General features: G+C 66.7%; 15 protein-coding genes. 10 read left to right on the plus strand and 5 right to left on the minus strand.

Translation table 11 applies throughout. The features are described from left to right. The 4 genes from ACWGPT_RS04545 to ACWGPT_RS04560 all read left to right on the plus strand — a co-directional run bounded on the left by ACWGPT_RS04545 (position 1) and on the right by ACWGPT_RS04560 (position 4,272). Positions 1-1,071, plus strand: a complete 1,071-nt coding sequence (locus tag ACWGPT_RS04545) for an ABC transporter substrate-binding protein (protein ID WP_452604389.1) — start codon at positions 1-3, stop codon at positions 1,069-1,071. A gap of 223 nt (positions 1,072-1,294) precedes the next feature. Next, entirely contained in the window at positions 1,295-2,239 is a 945-nt protein-coding gene (locus ACWGPT_RS04550) for a Bug family tripartite tricarboxylate transporter substrate binding protein (RefSeq protein ID WP_452604390.1), read from the plus strand. Then, positions 2,236-2,730, plus strand: a complete 495-nt coding sequence (locus ACWGPT_RS04555; RefSeq protein ID WP_452604391.1) for a tripartite tricarboxylate transporter TctB family protein — start codon at positions 2,236-2,238, stop codon at positions 2,728-2,730. The genes ACWGPT_RS04550 and ACWGPT_RS04555 overlap by 4 nt, the downstream gene beginning before the upstream one ends. A 24-nt stretch (positions 2,731-2,754) precedes the next feature. After that, the gene (locus ACWGPT_RS04560; RefSeq protein ID WP_452604392.1) at positions 2,755-4,272 is read left to right on the plus strand and encodes a tripartite tricarboxylate transporter permease; all 1,518 of its coding nucleotides are present in this window, start codon (positions 2,755-2,757) and stop codon (positions 4,270-4,272) included. 60 nt (positions 4,273-4,332) lie between these two features. Here ACWGPT_RS04560 and ACWGPT_RS04565 read toward each other — a convergent pair whose 3' ends face one another. Further along, entirely contained in the window at positions 4,333-5,262 is a 930-nt protein-coding gene (locus tag ACWGPT_RS04565; protein ID WP_452604393.1) for a glutaminase, read from the minus strand. 8 nt (positions 5,263-5,270) lie between these two features. Next, positions 5,271-5,783, minus strand: coding sequence for a MarR family winged helix-turn-helix transcriptional regulator (locus ACWGPT_RS04570; protein WP_452604523.1), 513 nt, complete (start codon positions 5,781-5,783; stop codon positions 5,271-5,273). 168 nt (positions 5,784-5,951) lie between these two features. On the opposite strand from ACWGPT_RS04570, the gene ACWGPT_RS04575 reads away from it, so the two are divergent. Genes ACWGPT_RS04575 through ACWGPT_RS04600 form a run of 6 tightly spaced genes read left to right on the plus strand, consistent with a single transcriptional unit; the run spans position 5,952 to position 13,477 of the window. Further along, entirely contained in the window at positions 5,952-8,264 is a 2,313-nt protein-coding gene (locus ACWGPT_RS04575) for a bifunctional salicylyl-CoA 5-hydroxylase/oxidoreductase (RefSeq protein WP_452604394.1), read from the plus strand. 10 nt (positions 8,265-8,274) lie between these two features. Further along, positions 8,275-9,066 carry an SDR family NAD(P)-dependent oxidoreductase gene (locus ACWGPT_RS04580; protein ID WP_452604395.1) on the plus strand — a complete coding sequence of 264 codons (792 nt, stop codon included), beginning with the start codon at positions 8,275-8,277 and terminating at the stop codon, positions 9,064-9,066. After that, entirely contained in the window at positions 9,063-9,908 is an 846-nt protein-coding gene (locus ACWGPT_RS04585; RefSeq protein ID WP_452604396.1) for an enoyl-CoA hydratase family protein, read from the plus strand. Before ACWGPT_RS04580 ends, ACWGPT_RS04585 begins: the two co-directional genes overlap by 4 nt. Position 9,909: 1 nt before the next feature. Next, positions 9,910-11,109, plus strand: a complete 1,200-nt coding sequence (locus tag ACWGPT_RS04590; protein ID WP_452604397.1) for an acyl-CoA dehydrogenase family protein — start codon at positions 9,910-9,912, stop codon at positions 11,107-11,109. Beyond that, the gene (locus ACWGPT_RS04595) at positions 11,102-11,497 is read left to right on the plus strand and encodes a RidA family protein (protein WP_452604398.1); all 396 of its coding nucleotides are present in this window, start codon (positions 11,102-11,104) and stop codon (positions 11,495-11,497) included. The genes ACWGPT_RS04590 and ACWGPT_RS04595 overlap by 8 nt, the downstream gene beginning before the upstream one ends. Positions 11,498-11,500: 3 nt before the next feature. Then, complete coding sequence (locus tag ACWGPT_RS04600; RefSeq protein ID WP_452604399.1) at positions 11,501-13,477, plus strand: 3-hydroxyacyl-CoA dehydrogenase NAD-binding domain-containing protein; 1,977 nt, start codon at positions 11,501-11,503, stop codon at positions 13,475-13,477. Here the strand turns inward: ACWGPT_RS04600 and ACWGPT_RS04605 are convergent. The 3 genes from ACWGPT_RS04605 to ACWGPT_RS04615 are packed head-to-tail and all read right to left on the minus strand — an operon-like array spanning position 13,462 to position 15,861. Further along, on the minus strand, positions 13,462-14,145 hold the full coding sequence (locus tag ACWGPT_RS04605) for an ABC transporter ATP-binding protein (protein WP_452604400.1): 684 nt from the start codon (positions 14,143-14,145) through the stop codon (positions 13,462-13,464). The genes ACWGPT_RS04600 and ACWGPT_RS04605 overlap by 16 nt on opposite strands. After that, on the minus strand, positions 14,145-14,894 hold the full coding sequence (locus tag ACWGPT_RS04610) for an ABC transporter ATP-binding protein (RefSeq protein ID WP_452604401.1): 750 nt from the start codon (positions 14,892-14,894) through the stop codon (positions 14,145-14,147). The genes ACWGPT_RS04605 and ACWGPT_RS04610 overlap by 1 nt, the downstream gene beginning before the upstream one ends. Continuing rightward, a complete protein-coding gene (locus ACWGPT_RS04615; protein WP_452604402.1) occupies positions 14,887-15,861 on the minus strand; it encodes a branched-chain amino acid ABC transporter permease in 975 nt (324 codons plus the stop codon). Before ACWGPT_RS04615 ends, ACWGPT_RS04610 begins: the two co-directional genes overlap by 8 nt. Between the last annotated feature and the right edge of the window lie 7 nt (positions 15,862-15,868).

Raw genomic sequence — 15,868 nt, forward strand, 5'->3', positions numbered from 1 at the left:
ATGAGGCCGTTCTTCATCCTCCCGCTGCTTTTCTCCCTGCTGCCCAGCTCCGCCTCCGCCGCGACCACGTTCTTTCCCGCGCTCTCCGGGGCCGCGGATGCACCGGTGCTGGTTGTTTACTCCTCGCTCGACGAGCCGCTGGCGCGGCCGATGATCGCAGGTTTCCAGGCGGCCAATCCGGACGTCGCCATCCGTTACGAAGACATGCTGACGGGCGAGATCTACGACCGGATCGTGCAGGAGACGGATGCCGGGCAGAAGACCGCCGATTTCGCCTTCTCGTCGGCCATGGACCTGCAGGTGAAGCTTGCCAATGACGGCTACGCGCAGCTCAGCGAACTACCGATGAGCGAGCGCTGGCCGGGATGGGCGAACTGGCGGGACACCGCCTACGCCCTGACCTTCGAACCGGCCGTCTTCGTCTATCACAAGCCGAGCTTCAAGGATCAGCCGCCACCCTCCACCCGCGCCGAACTGATAGCGCTCCTGTCGCAGCACGGCGACGACTACTATGGCCGGATCGGTACCTACGACATCGAGCGGTCGGGCGTCGGCTTTCTGTTCATGTCGCGCGACCAGGAGCAGTTCGGCGACATCTGGTCGGTGATCCAGGCGATGGGGGCGGCCGGAGTGAAGCTTTACTCGACGAGCCAGGCGATCCTCGAGCGCGTCGCCGACGGGCGTTTCGCGCTCGGCTACAACATCCTCGGCTCCTACGCGGCCGACTGGGCCTCGCGGCATCCGGACGTCGGCATCGTTCTTCCCAAGGATTACACCGTCGTCATGTCCCGCATCGGCCTCGTGCCGCAGGCTGCCGCATCGCCCGAGCTCGGCCGCCGCTACCTGTCGTTCTTCATGTCGCGGCAGGGCCAGACGATCATGGCGCGGGAACTGCAGATCCCGGCCGTCAGCCCGGAAGTCTCCGGCAACAATACCGCGACCACCATGCGCGAGATGCTGGGCGGGCAGCTGAAACCGGTGCCGGTCAGTCTCGGATTGATGGTCTACCTGGACCAGGTGAAGCGGGCGCGGCTGATCTCGCGATGGAACGAGGTGCTGCGGCTGCAGTGACTTGTGACTTGTGACTGGTGACTGGCCTCTTGCCAATTGCGAACGGGAGGCGAAATGTCAGGTAGATGTCAGCTTGATGTGAAATCGCTTACGGCGTTCCACGCTCCTGGAGGGGAGTGTCGATGTGGATGGGAGGAGCGCCCCGCGGCATCTGCCGCGGCTTGTTGTCCTTCCTTCCCAAACAGGATCATGCGCCGGAGTGCGCAATTTGGAGGACAGACCCTTGAAACAATACGTTCTTGCTTCGATTCTCGCCGGAGCACTCGCGCTGCCGGCCGCGGCCGCCGATTACACGATCATGGCGCCCGCAGCGCCCGGCGGCGGCTGGGACCAGACAGCCCGCTCGCTGCAGACCGCTCTTCAGGAAGAAGGGATTTCTTCCAACGTGCAGGTCGTCAACGTTCCCGGCGCCGGCGGCACGATCGGCCTCGCGCAGTTCGCCAGCCAGCAGAAGGGTAACCCGAACGCCCTGATCGTCGGCGGCTATGTCATGGTCGGCGCCATCCTGACGAACCAGTCGCCCGTCACCCTGAAGGACGTCACGCCGATCGCGCGCCTGACCGGCGAATACGAAGCCATCGTCGTTCCGGCGTCTTCCGACATCCAGTCGATCGACCAGCTCGTCGAGAAGCTCAAGGCGGATCCGGGTTCGGTTTCCTGGGCAGGCGGCTCTGCCGGCGGCACCGACCATATCGCCGTCGGGCTTCTCGCCAAGGCGGCCGGCGTCGATCCCACCAAGATCAACTACATCGCCTATTCCGGCGGCGGGGAAGCGCTTGCCGCCATTCTCGGCAGCCAGGTCACGGCCGGCATTTCCAGCTACGGCGAATTCCAGTCGCAGGTCGAGGCCGGCACGCTGCGCCTGCTGGCGATCTCGAGCGAAGAGCGGGTAGAGGGCGTCGATGCCCCGACGCTGAAGGAAGCCGGCTACGACGTCGTGCTGCAGAACTGGCGCATGGTCGCGGCCGCTCCGGGCCTTACCGATGAACAGAAGGCAGCCGTGCTCGCCGATATCGAAAAGCTTGCCAAGTCGGCAGCCTGGCAGGAAACGCTCAGCACCAAGGGCTGGGCCGACACCTATCTTGCCGGCGACGAGTTCGAGGCACAGCTTCAGAAGGACGTCAGCGCGACCGAAACCGTGCTGAAGGACATCGGACTGGTCAAATGAGCCTCGACCAGCAGAACTCCGTGAAAGAGCAGCGCCGCCCCGATTGGGCGGCGCTTGCCATTGCCGTCGTCCTCATCGCGATCGCAGCGGTAATCTTCTTCGATGTCGCACGCGTCAAGGGTGCCGCCGGCTATTCGCAGGTCGGGCCGGCGACGGTTCCCGAGTGGATTTCCTTCGCCCTAGTCGGGCTTGCGATCTGGACCGCGATCGAGGCTTTTCGCGGCGAGTTTCCTCAGCGCGACAGGCAGGAGCTCGGACCCGTCGTCTGGGTCGTCGCAGGCCTTGCCGCGCAGATGCTGCTCCTCCACCGCGCGGGCTTCTCGATCGCCACGGGCATCCTCTTCGCCTTCGTTGCCGCCGGCTTCGGCCGCAGGAAGCTGTGGCTGACGATCCCGATCGGCATCGCCTTCTGTCTCGGAATCTACCTGATCTTCGCCGGACTGCTTCAGCTGTCCCTTCCTGCCGGGCCACTGGAACAACTGTTCCTCTGACGAGAACACCGGGATATCCCGCTCATGAGCACATTCGAGTTTCTCTTGCAGGGGTTGGCATCGGCCATGGAGCCGATGAACCTCCTTTACGCCCTGATCGGCGTCACCCTTGGGACGGCCGTCGGCGTGCTGCCGGGCATCGGCCCGGCGCTGACGGTCGCCCTCCTTCTGCCGGTCACCTACCGGCTGGATCCGACCGGTTCGCTGATCATGTTCGCCGGCATCTACTACGGCGGCATGTACGGCGGCTCGACCACGTCGATCCTTCTCAATACGCCCGGCGAGAGCGCTTCCATCGTCACCGCGCTCGAGGGCAACAAGATGGCGAAGGCCGGCCGGGGCGGGCCGGCGCTTGCCACGTCGGCCATCGGCTCCTTCGTCGCCGGGCTTGCCGCCACCCTGCTGCTTGCCTTCCTCGCGCCCTATGTCGTCCAGATCGCCATCAAGTTCGGCCCGCGTGAATATTTCGCGCTGATGGTTCTCGCCTTCGTCACCGTTTCCTCCGCCTTCGGCGATTCCGCGCTCCGCGGCCTGACGGCGCTCTTCATCGGCCTTGCCTTCTCCATTGTCGGCATCGACCAGCTGACCGGCCAGGCCCGGCTTTCCTTCGGCGTCCCGGACCTTCTGGACGGCGTCGAAGTGACGACGATGGCGGTTGCCATGTTCGCCATCGGCGAAACGCTCTTCGTCGCCGCCCAGGGCCCCCGGGGGCCGGAGACGGTCGAGGCGGTGAAGGGTTCGGTCTGGATGAGCGCGCAGGACTGGGCCCGTTCGTGGAAGCCCTGGCTTCGCGGCACCGCGATCGGCTTCCCGATCGGCGCCATGCCGGCCGGCGGCGCGGAAATCGGCACCTTCCTCTCCTATGCGACGGAGAAGCGGCTGACGAAGCACCCGGAGGAGTTCGGCCACGGCGCGATCGAAGGCGTCGCCGGACCGGAGGCTGCCAACAATGCCTCGGCCGCCGGCACGCTCGTGCCGCTGCTCACCCTCGGCCTGCCCACGACGGCGACGGCGGCGATCATGCTTGCCGGCTTCCAGCAGTACGGGCTTCAGCCAGGCCCGCTTCTGTTTGCCACCAATCCGCAGCTCGTCTGGGGCCTGATCGCCTCGCTCCTCATCGCCAACGCCATGCTGCTCGTCCTCAACCTGCCGCTGATCGGCCTGTGGGTGAAGCTGCTGACGATCCCCAAGCCCTGGCTCTATGCGGGCATCCTCGTCTTCGCGACGCTCGGCACGATCGGGGCGAACCCGTCGGTGTTCGAACTCGGCATGCTGCTGGCGTTCGGGCTTCTCGGCTACGTCATGCGCGTCTTCGGCTATCCGATCGCACCGGTGGTCGTCGGCCTCATCCTCGGACCGCTCGCCGAGCAGCAGTTGCGGCGCGCGCTGGCGATCAGCCAGGGCGATGTCACCTATCTCTTCACGTCACCCATCGCCGCCGTCCTCTTCCTGGTCGCGGCACTCGCCTTCATCGTGCCGCTGATCCTCAGGATACGCGGTCGCGGTGCGGTGCTGTCGCAGATGGCGGCGAGCGAAGACTAGAGCCAAGTCCTCCCAGGACGGAAGGGGGGCGCCGGCTTCGGCCGCGCCCCCTTTTTTTTGTCAGGGACCGAAGACGGACCAGCCGGTCCGGTGCGCCAGCATTTCCAGAGCCAGTGATCCGAGCAACGAGTTTCCGTTGTGGTTGAGACCGGGCGACCAGACGGCGATCGACGCCTTTCCCGGCGCGACGGCGAGGATGCCGCCGCCGACACCGCTCTTCCCGGGCAGGCCGACACGATAGGCGAAATCGCCCGATCCGTCATAGTGGCCGCAGGTCAGCATCAGGGCGTTGATGCGCCGGGCTCTCTGCCGGGAAACCACCGTGTGGCCGGTCAGCGGGTTGCGGCCGGCCGCTGCGAGGAAGAGACCCGAATGGGCAAGCTGCGTGCAGGTCATGGCGAGCGCGCAGTGGTGGAAGTAGACCCCGAGGACATGGTCGACCGGGTGGTCGAGCTTTCCGAAGCCGCGCATGAAGTTGGCGAGCGCGATGTTGCGATAGCCGGTCGCCACCTCCGACTTTGCGACGGCAGGGTCAATGGCGATGCTCTCGTCGTCGGCCAGATACTGCACGAAGCGGACGATCTCGCCGATCGCCTCGCGCGGCGTATGCCCCGCAAGAACGAGGTCGCTGACCGCGATCGCCCCGGCATTGATGAAGGGATTGCGCGGCTTGCCCTCTTCGTGCTCCAGCTGGACGATCGAATTGAAGGCCGATCCGGACGGCTCCCGCCCTACCCGCTTCCAGACATTCTCCCCGTGCTTGCCGAGCGCCAGCGTCAGGGTGAAGACCTTGGATATGCTCTGGATCGAGAAGGGTTCGTCGCAATCGCCGGCCTTGGCGACCATGCCATCGACGTCCATCACTGCGATCCCGAACTTCCTCGGATCGATATGCGCCAGCTGCGGGATGTAGTCGGCGACCTTGCCGCCTCCCAGCCGCGGCAGGAGGGCCTGATGGATCTCGTCCACGATGGCTTGAAGATTTTCCATTGAGACCGCTATTCGAATTCCGAGCCGGAGAGATGATTGCGTACCGAGGTCTTGACCTTGCCGATGTCGGACCAGAGAGCGGCGACAACGTCGCTGTCGACATCCGCCATCAGGTCGCGGAGCCACGCCTCGTGGGCGACCGCCATGGCGGCGAAAAGCTTCGCGCCCGCGGGCGTGAGCTGCGCGACCGTCACGCGGCGGTCGCGATCGGGCGTCACCCGCCTGACGAGGCCGTCCGTCTCGAGACGCTCCACCAGTCCGGTCACATTGCCGTTGGTGACCATGGTCCGGCGGGACAGTTCGCCGAGACGCAAACCGTTCTTCTCCCGGTAGAGCTGCGCCATCAGGTCGAACTGCGGCAGCGTCGCGCCGAACTCCGTTCGCAGCCGACGGCGTATCTCGGTGGTGATCAGCTTGGTGGTCGAGAGCATGCGGAGCCACAGCCGCGTCTCCGGCTTGCTCGTGCCGGCAGGGCCATGCACGATCAGCTCCAGATCCGCGCTCAAGGCATCGTTTTCCATGGTATCCATCCGGCACCGCCCCCTGCCCGAACTGTTACGAAGCGATATTTGAATTGTCAAAGGCTCCCTTGGTCGACTGTGCGACCCGAAAGAGCTTGACGCCTCTCCCGCCCCGCTTATAGTTTAAACTTAAAATAATAAAGCGGGAACATCAGGAGGATCTTTTTCATGCGCATCGTCTGCATCGGCGGCGGCCCCGCCGGGCTCTATTTCGCGCTCCTGATGAAGAAGCAGAACCCCGGGCACACGATCTCCGTCGTCGAGCGCAACAGGCCATACGATACCTTCGGCTGGGGGGTCGTCTTCTCCGATGCCACGATGGAGGCGATGCGCGCCTGGGACCCGGAAAGTGCCGCCGAGATCGAGGATGCGTTCAACCACTGGGACGACATCGAAGTCTGGTTCAAGGGGACCCGGCAGCGCACTTCCGGCCACGGCTTCGTGGGCATCGGCCGCAAGAAGCTCCTGAACATCCTGCAGCGTCGCTGCGAGGCGCTGGGCGTCGAACTGGTCTTCGAGACCGACGTCGCGAGCGACCTCGACTATCCGGACGCCGATCTCGTCATCGCCTCGGACGGCTTCAACTCGAAGATCCGCAACCGCTATCCGAACGTCTTCCAGCCGGACCTGGTGACGCGGCCCAACCGCTATATCTGGCTCGGTACGAACAAGCTCTACGACGCCTTCACCTTCGACTTCCGCAAGACGGATCACGGCTGGTTCCAGGCCCATATCTACAAGTTCGACGACAAGACCTCGACCTTCATCGTGGAAACCACCGAGGAGGCCTACGAGAAGCACGGCCTTGGCCAGATGGACCAGCAGGGCTCGATCGACTTCTGCCAGGACCTGTTTTCCGAGGTGCTCGACGGCGCCGAGCTCATGACGAATGCCCGCCACCTGCGCGGTTCCGCCTGGCTCAACTTCAACCGCCTGATCTGCGGCAAGTGGAGCCACTTCAACGGCCAGTCGCATGTCGTGCTGATGGGCGATGCGGCCCATACGGCGCACTTCGCCATCGGCTCCGGCACGAAGCTTGCGATCGACGACGCGATCGAGCTCACCAACCAGTTCAACCGGCACGGCCACGCGAAGGAGCACATCCCGGCTGTCCTCGAAACCTACGAGGAAATCCGCCGGGTCGACGTCGCCCGCATCCAGAATGCCGCCCGCAACGCCATGGAATGGTTCGAGGTGGTCGGGCGGCGCTATGCCGACACGCTGCCACCCGAACAGTTCATGTATTCCATGCTGACCCGCTCGCAGCGCATCAGCCACGAGAACCTCAGGCTGCGCGACCGGACATGGCTGGAGGGATACGAGCGCTGGTTCGCGACCCAGGCCGGAGCGACGCCTTCGGCGGAACGGCGTGTGCCGCCGCCCATGTTCACGCCCTACACGATGCGAGGCGTGACGCTGAAGAACCGCATCGTCATGTCGCCGATGGCCATGTACTCGGCCAGGGACGGCATGCTCGACGACTTCCACCTCGTCCATCTCGGCGCCCGCGCTCTCGGCGGCGCCGGTCTGGTCTTCGGCGAGATGACGTGCGTCTCGCCCGATGCCCGCATCACGCCCGGCTGCCTCGGCCTCTGGAACGAGGAACAGGCGGCAGGATGGAAGCGCTTCGTCGATTTCGTCCACGGCAACAGCGACGCGAAGGTCGGCATCCAGCTCGGCCATGCCGGCCGCAAGGGTGCCACCAGGCTCGCCTGGGAGGGGATCGACCAGCCGCTCGATGACGGCGGCTGGCCGCTGATCTCGGCCTCGGCCCTGCCCTACCTGAAAAACAGCCAGGTGCCGAAGGCGATGGACCGCGCCGACATGGATCGGGTGACCGCCGATTTCGTGCGCGCCACCGAACTTGCCGTCACCGCCGGTGCGGACTGGCTGGAGCTTCACTGCGCCCACGGCTACCTGCTCTCCAGCTTCCTGTCGCCGCTCACCAACACCCGCACCGACGCCTATGGCGGCGACCATGAGAACCGCGCCCGCTACCCCCTGGAGGTCTTCCGCGCCATCCGCGCCGTCTGGCCCGCCGACAGGCCGATCTCGGTGCGCCTCTCCTGCCACGACTGGTTCGAGGGCGGCAACACGCCCGACGATGCGGCGATCTTCGCCCGCATGTTCAAGGATGCCGGCGCCGACATGATCGACTGCTCGTCCGGCCAGGTCTGGAAGGAAGAAAAGCCCGTCTACGGCCGCCTCTTCCAGACGCCGTTCTCCGACAAGATCCGCAACGAGATCGGCATTCCGACCATCGCGGTGGGCGCCATTTCCGAGGCCGACCACGCCAATTCTGTGATCGCCGCGGGCCGCGCCGATCTCTGCGCCGTGGCCCGCCCGCATCTGGCCGATCCCGCCTGGGTGCTGCACGAGGCGGCGCGCATCGGGCTGACGGACGTCGCATGGCCGAAACAGTACCATTCCGGCAAGCAGCAGTACGAGACCAATCTCGCGCGCGCCGCGGCAGCGAAGTGAGGATCGCCTGATGTATCAGACGCGCAAGCTGGAGGGGCGCCACGCACTGGTTACCGGTGCCGGAAGCGGCATCGGTGCCGCCATCGCGACGGCCCTCGTTGCCGCCGGTGCCCGGGTGACGCTGGCCGGACGGCGGGCCGAACCGCTGCAGGATCTGGCGAAGACGCTCGGGAGCGAGCGCGTCCACGTGGCCGCAGGCTTCGACGTCACGGACCGGACGGCGATCGACGAGGGTCTGGCCGGCGCCCGGCAGGCCTTCGGCCCCGTCGATATCCTCGTCAACAATGCCGGCGAGGCGCCCAGCGCGCCATTCGAGAAGACCTCGCTGGATGTCTGGAACCGGGTGCTCGCGGTCGACCTGACGGGTGTCTTCCAGGTCACGCAGGCTGTCCTTCCGGACCTGAAGCTCCGCGGCGACGGGGCCCGCATCCTCAACATCGCCTCGACCGCAGGCCTCACGGGCTATGCCTATGTCTCCGCCTATACGGCGGCGAAGCACGGCGTCATCGGGCTCACCCGCTCGCTGGCGCTCGAGCTTGCGAAAACCGGGATTACCGTCAACGCGATCTGCCCCGGCTTCACCGACACGCCGCTCGTCGCGCAGGCGATCGAGACGATCGTCGCAAAGACCGGCCGCAGCCGGGAGGAGGCGACGAGGGAATTCACCAAATGCAATCCGCAGGGCCGGCTGGTCCGGCCGGAGGAAGTCGCGGACGCGGTTCTCTGGCTGGCATCGCCGGCTGCGGGATCGATCAACGGCCAGGCGATTGCTATCGCCGGCGGGGAGGTACTGGCAGGATGAGCACGGTTTCGATGGCAGGGCACCTGCGCCCGTTCAGGGACTACCAGGCGCGGCATTTCCTCTGGGACGTCAGCGACGACGGACGCGTGGCGACGATCCGGCTGAACCGACCGGAACGTAAGAACCCGCTTACCTTCGAAAGCTATGCCGAGTTGCGCGACCTCTTCCGCGATCTCGCCTATGCCTCCGACGTTCGCGCCGTGGTGCTGACCGGCGCGGGCGGCAATTTCTCCTCCGGCGGGGACGTGTTCGAGATCATCGAACCGCTCACGCAGATGGCGATGCCGGACCTTCTGGCCTTCACCCGCATGACCGGCGATCTCGTCAAGGCGATGCGGAAGTGCCCGCAGCCGATCATCGCTGCGGTCGACGGCATCTGCGCCGGCGCCGGCGCCATCCTCGCCATGGCGTCCGACATGCGGCTCGCAACGCCGGAGGCCAAGACCGCCTTCCTGTTCACCCGGGTCGGACTTGCCGGCGCGGACATGGGCGCCTGCGGGATCCTCCCGCGGATCATCGGCCAGGGCCGCGCCGCGGAGCTTCTCTATACCGGCCGCTCGATGAGCGCCCCGGAAGGTCACGCCTGGGGCTTCTACAACGCCCTCCATCCCGCCGACACGATCGAGGCGGAGGCGTCGAAGCTCGCGCGGTCGCTGGCCGACGGACCATGGTTCGCCCACACCATGACCAAGACCATGCTGAACCAGGAATGGGCGATGGGGATCGACGAGATGATCGAGTCGGAAGCCCAGGCGCAGGCGGTCTGCATGGCGACGAACGACTTCCGCCGTGCCTTCGAAGCCTTCGCCGAAAAGCGCAAGCCCGTCTTCGAGGGGAACTGACATGGCCCATCCGACGACGCTGCCGGGGCCGACGCGGGAACACCTCGACTGGCCCTTCTTCGACGAGACCCACAGGGCGCTCGCAGCCCGGCTGGACGGCTACGCCGCCTCCGGTGCCCTTTCCGGCATCGACCATGCCGATACGGATCGCGCCTGCCGCAGCCTCGTCCGCTCGCTTGGCGAGGCCGGCCTCCTCGACGCGGCGACCGGTGCGGGCGGAGAGCGATCGATCGATTCCCGCGAAGCCTGCCTCACCCGCGAAACGCTTGCCTGGCATGACGGCCTCGCCGACTTCGCCTTCGCCATGCAGGGCCTCGGCACCGGCGCGATCGGGCTTGCGGGCTCGGCCGAACTTCGCCGCGCGGTCCTTCCGAAGGCGCGGTCCGGCGAGTGGATCTCCGCCTTCGCGCTCTCCGAGGAGGAGGCCGGCTCCGATGTCGCCGCCATGGCCTGCTCCGCGTGCCGCGATGGCGGGCACTACGTGCTCGACGGGGAGAAGACGTGGATCTCGAATGGCGGGATCGCCGATGTCTACACGGTCTTCGCGCGGACCGGCGAAGCACCCGGAACCCGCGGCATCTCGGCCTTCGTCGTCTATGCCGACGATCCGGGATTTTCGATCGCCGAGCGGATCGACGTGATTGCCCCGCACCCGCTCGCGACGATCCGCTTCGAGAACTGCCGCATCCCGGCCGACCGCCTGCTCGGCGCACCGGGCGAGGGCTTCAAGATCGCCATGCGCACCCTCGACATCTTCCGCTCCTCCGTCGCAGCGGCAGCACTCGGCTTTGCCCGGCGGGCGCTCGACGAGGCGCTGGCCCATGCCCGGAGCCGGCCAATGTTCGGCAGCCATCTCTCCGACCTGCAGCTTACGCAGGCCGCCTTCGGGGACATGGCGGCGGAGATCGACGCGGCCGCCCTTCTCACCTACCGGGCCGCCTGGCGTCGCGACGTCCAGGGCCTGTCGACGACAAGGGAAGCGGCGATGGCGAAGATGGTCGCGACCGAGAACGCCCAGCAGGTGATCGACCGCGCCGTGCAGATGTTCGGCGGGCGCGGCGTAAGGCGCGGCGAAATCGTCGAGAGCCTTTACCGGGAGATTCGCGCGCTGCGGATCTACGAGGGCGCCACGGAAGTCCAGAAACTCATCATCGCGCGCGAGCTGCTGAAGAGCGCGCCTCCGGAGAAGACGCATGCATGACATCCTTCAGCCCGAGGGCTGGGCAAAGCCCATCGGCTATTCCAACGGCGTGGCGGCGCGCGGCCGGCAGATCTATGTCGGCGGCCAGATCGGCTGGAACGGACAGTGCCTGTTCGAGACCGACGACTTCGTGGAACAGGTGCGCCAGACGCTGAAAAACGTCGTCGCCATCCTGGAGACGGCCGGCGCCGGCCCCGAGCACGTGACGACGATGACCTGGTACTTCACCGACAAGGCCGAATATCTCGCCAACCTGAAGGGGATCGGACAGGCGTATCGCGAGGTCATGGGCCGTAATTTCCCGGCCATGGCGGCCATGCAGGTCGGAGCTCTACTGGAGGACCGGGCGAAGATCGAGATCCAGGCCATCGCCGTCGTGCCGGAATAGACGATGACCGGCGGCGCGCTTTCCTTCTCCGACACCGTCAGCGGCGAGATCGACCGTGACATCCTCGTCGTCACCATCGACAATCCCCCGGTGAATGCGCTGTCCCGGGATGTCCGCAGCGGCCTCATGGTCGCGCTGGACCGGGCGGCCGGCGACGAGACGGTTCGCGGGCTCGTCATCACCGGGGCGGGACGGACCTTCATCGGCGGCGCCGACATCCGGGAGTTCGGCCAGCCGCCCGCGGAGCCGATCCTTCCCGCGGTGATCGATCGGATGGAGAATTTCGCGAAGCCCGTGGTCGCCGCCATCAATGGCGCGGCTCTCGGGGGCGGGCTCGAAGTCGCGCTCGGCTCCCACTACCGTATCGTCTCGCCCGCAGCGCAGCTTGGGCTCCCCGAAGTGAAACTTGGCATCGTGCCTGGCGCCGGCGGCACGCAGCGCCTGCCGCGGCTGATCGGCGTTCCGCAGGCTATCGACCTGATCGGCAGTGGGCGCAGCATAAAGGCGCAGGAAGCGGCTGGCCTCGGGCTGGCGGACGAGATCGCAGACACCGGATTACGGGATGCGGCTATCGCCGGCGCCCGTCGCCTCGCCGCCTCCCCTTCCCGCCGCACCGGCGCATTGCAGGTCCCGGCGTCGGAGCCCGCGGCCATCGAGGCTGCGAGGAACAAGGTTCTGGCGAAGGCCCGCGGCCAGCGTGCGCCGGCAGAGGCCGTCCGGCTGGTCGAGAGCGCCGCAAGACCGCTCGCCGAGGGCCTTGCGGACGAGCGCGCGACCTTCCTTGAACTGCGGGACGGTCAAGAGGCGGCAGCCCTCCGGCACGTCTTCTTCGCCGAGCGGCAGGCCTCCAGGGTGGAGGGTATCGAGGCCATCCTGCCACGCCCGATCGCGACGATCGGCATTGCCGGTCTCGGCCTGATGGGCAGCGGCATCGCGGTCTGTGCCCTCGCCGCCGGTTACGGCGTCATCGGGCTCGACCGTGACGAGGACGCCGCGGCACGTGGCCACGATCGCATCGTCGGTCTTCTGGAGCGCAGCCTTTCGACGGGCCGGATCGACAGGAGCGAATTCGAGGCGCAGAAGGCGCGGCTTTCGGTGACGGCCCGCGAGGAGGATCTCTCGCCCTGCGACCTCGTGATCGAAGCCGTCTTCGACGATCTCGACGTCAAGGTCGATCTCTTCCGTCGGCTCGACAAGGTTCTTCGGCCCGACGCGATCCTGGCGACCAATACGAGCTACCTGAACCCGGACGAGATCGCCGTGGCCACCGCGCATCCGGACCGCGTGCTCGGCCTGCATTTCTTCTCGCCCGCCCATGTCATGCGGCTCCTCGAGGTGGTCCGCTGCGCGCGGACCTCGCCGGATGTCCTCGCCACGGGCCTTGCCGTCGCACGGAAGCTTCGCAAGCTCGCGGTCGTCACCGGCGTCACGGAAGGCTTCATCGGCAACCGCATCTTCTCGGCCTATCGGCGGGAGGCCGAATTCCTGCTGGAGGACGGCGCTCTGCCGCACGAGATCGATGCGGCCCTCGAGGACTACGGCTTTCCGATGGGGCTGTTCGCCGTCTACGACATGGCGGGGCTTGAGATCGCCTGGGCGCGTCGCAAGCGGCAGGCAGCCAGGCGGGATCCGGCCGAACGTTACGTGGAGATTGCCGACCGCCTCTGCGAAGCCGGCCGCCTCGGCCAGAAGTCGGGACGGGGCTGGTATGCCTATCCCGACGGCAGGCGGCAGGTGGACCCCGAGGTGACGGAGATCATCGCCCGGTGCCGCCGGGGCAAGGGCATCGTCCCGCGAACGTTTGAGGCTTCCGAGATTCTCGCCCGTCTTCTGGCGGCGATGGCCACGGAAGGCCGCAGGCTCATCGAGGAAGGCATTGCCGCGCGCGAGAGCGACATCGACCTGGTGATGATCAGCGGCTACGGCTTCCCGGCCCACAAGGGCGGGCCGATGTTCGCCTCGGCTCAGACGCCGAGATAACGATCCTGCAGGTCGGCGGACAGGTCTGACGGGGTTCCCTGCCAGACGCTGCGGCCGTTCTCCAGGACGACGCAGCGGTCGGCCACCGGCAGGAGTTCCGACAGCGTCTTGTCGACGACCAGGATCGACAGGCCCTCCGCCTTCAGCTTCCGGATCGCCGCCCATATGTCCTGGCGGATGACCGGCGCCAGTCCTTCCGTCGCCTCGTCGAGGATGAGGAGGCGCGGGTTGGTCATCAGCGCCCGGCCGATGGCGAGCATCTGCTGCTCGCCGCCCGAAAGCGAACGCGCCATCTGCGCGTGACGCTCGGCAAGGCGCGGGAAGAGGTCGTTGACGCGCGCAAGCGTCCAGGGCCCGGGCCGCGCGGCCGCGACGAGGTTTTCGTGCACGGTGAGGTTCGGAAAGCAGCGCCGCCCTTCCGGGACGAGGCCGATACCGAGTCTCGCGACCTTGTGCGACGGCTTGCCCCTCAGGTCCGTTCCCGCCAGCCTGACCGAGCCTGAACGCGGAGGATTGAGGTTGCAGATCGCGCGGATCGTCGTCGTCTTGCCCATTCCGTTGCGGCCCATGAGCGCGACCGCCTCGCCCTCGCCAACCGTCAGGTCCACGCCGAACAGCGCCTGGCTTGCGCCGTAGGAAGCTTCGATCTTCGAAACGTCGAGCAGCATCAGGCGTGATCTCCGAGATAGGCGCTGCGAACGGTCGGGTCGCGGCGGATCTCCTCGACCGTTCCGGTGGCGATGACCTTGCCATAGACCAGCACCGAAATACGGTCCGCCAGGGCGAAGACCGCGTCCATGTCGTGCTCCACGAGCAGGATCGGCGCCTCCTGGCGCAGCCCGTCGAGGAAGCCGGTCAGCGCCTTGGAGCCTTCCGGCCCCATTCCCGCCATCGGCTCGTCGAGCAGGAAGGCCTTGGAATCGAGCGCCAGCGCGATGGCGATCTCCAGCTGGCGACGCTCGCCGTGCGACAGTTCGGCCGCGGGGATGCGGGCCCTGTCCTTGAGGCCGACCCGCTCCAGCATTGCCATCGACCGGTCGATCAGGGACGCGTCGCGCATGACAGGCTTGAAGAAGCGGAAGCTCGATCCCTGCTCGGCCTGCACCGCCAGCATGACATTGCGCAGCGCGGAGAATTCCGGCGCCAGCGAGGACACCTGGAAGGTGCGTCCGAGCCCGAGACGCGAGCGCTCGGCGACGCCGAGGTGGCCGATGTCGCGTCCCCCCAGCCGGATGGTGCCGGAATCCTGCCGGAGCGTTCCGCAGATCTGGTGGATCAGCGTCGACTTGCCGGCGCCGTTCGGCCCGATCAGGGCGTGGATCTCGCCGGGCCTCAGGTCAAGCGACACATGGTCGGTCGCCCGCAGGGCCCCGAAGCTCTTGACGACATCCGAAAGTTGGAGGACCGGCTCAGCCATGACGCGCCTTTCCGGCCAGAAGCCCGAGAAGCCCGCCCCGCGCGAAGAGCACGGTGCCGAGCAGGATGAGGCCGAGGAAGAACTGCCAGCGCTCGGTGAGGCCGCCCAGCAGGTATTCGAAGACGACGAAGAGCGCTGCGCCCGCGAGCGGCCCGAAAAGCCGGCCCGTCCCGCCGAGAATGATCAACACGATCAGTTCGCCGGACATGTGCCAGGACAGCATGGAAGGGCTGACGAAGCGGTTGAGATCGGCAAAGAGGGCGCCGGCGAGACCGGTCATGGCGGCGGAGATCGCGAAGGCCACGAGACGGATGCGATAGGGCGCGATCCCGACGGTCGCCACGCGGACCTCGTTCTGGCGTGCCGCCTGCAGGGCGGAGCCGAAACGCGAATTGCGGATCAGCACGAAGAAGGCGAGCGCTGCGATCAGCACCACGTAGCAGATCAGGAAGAAGCTCAGGGGCTTCATCGTGTTGACGCCCGGGAACTGGTTGCGCACCAGGATCGACAGGCCATCCTCGCCGCCATAGGCCGGCCAGGAGATCGCGAAGTAGTAGACCATCTGCGCGAAGGCGAGCGTGATCATGATGAAGTAGACGCCGGAGGTCCTGAGGCTGATCAGGCCGATCAGCAGTCCGGTGATGCCGGCCACCAGCATCGCCACCAGCCAGATCACGAGCATCTGGTTGGTGCCGGGCAGGCCGAGAAGCACCGGCTCCCCGGAGAAGGAATGGGTGGCGAGGATGCCGGCGGCATAGCCGCCGATGCCGAAGAAGGCGGCATGCCCGAAGGAGACCAGTCCGCCGAGGCCGAGCGCGAGATTGAGGCCGGTCGCGGCGAGCGCCAGGATCGCGACGCGGGTCGCGAGCGTGACGTAGAACGGCTGGCCGGAGGCATAGGCTGCGAGCGGTACCACGAGCAGCAGCACGGCCAGGACGAGATTGACGAGATTTTCGCGGGTCAGCATCGCGGCC

The sequence above is a fragment of the Pseudorhizobium sp. NPDC055634 genome (assembly GCF_053618655.1).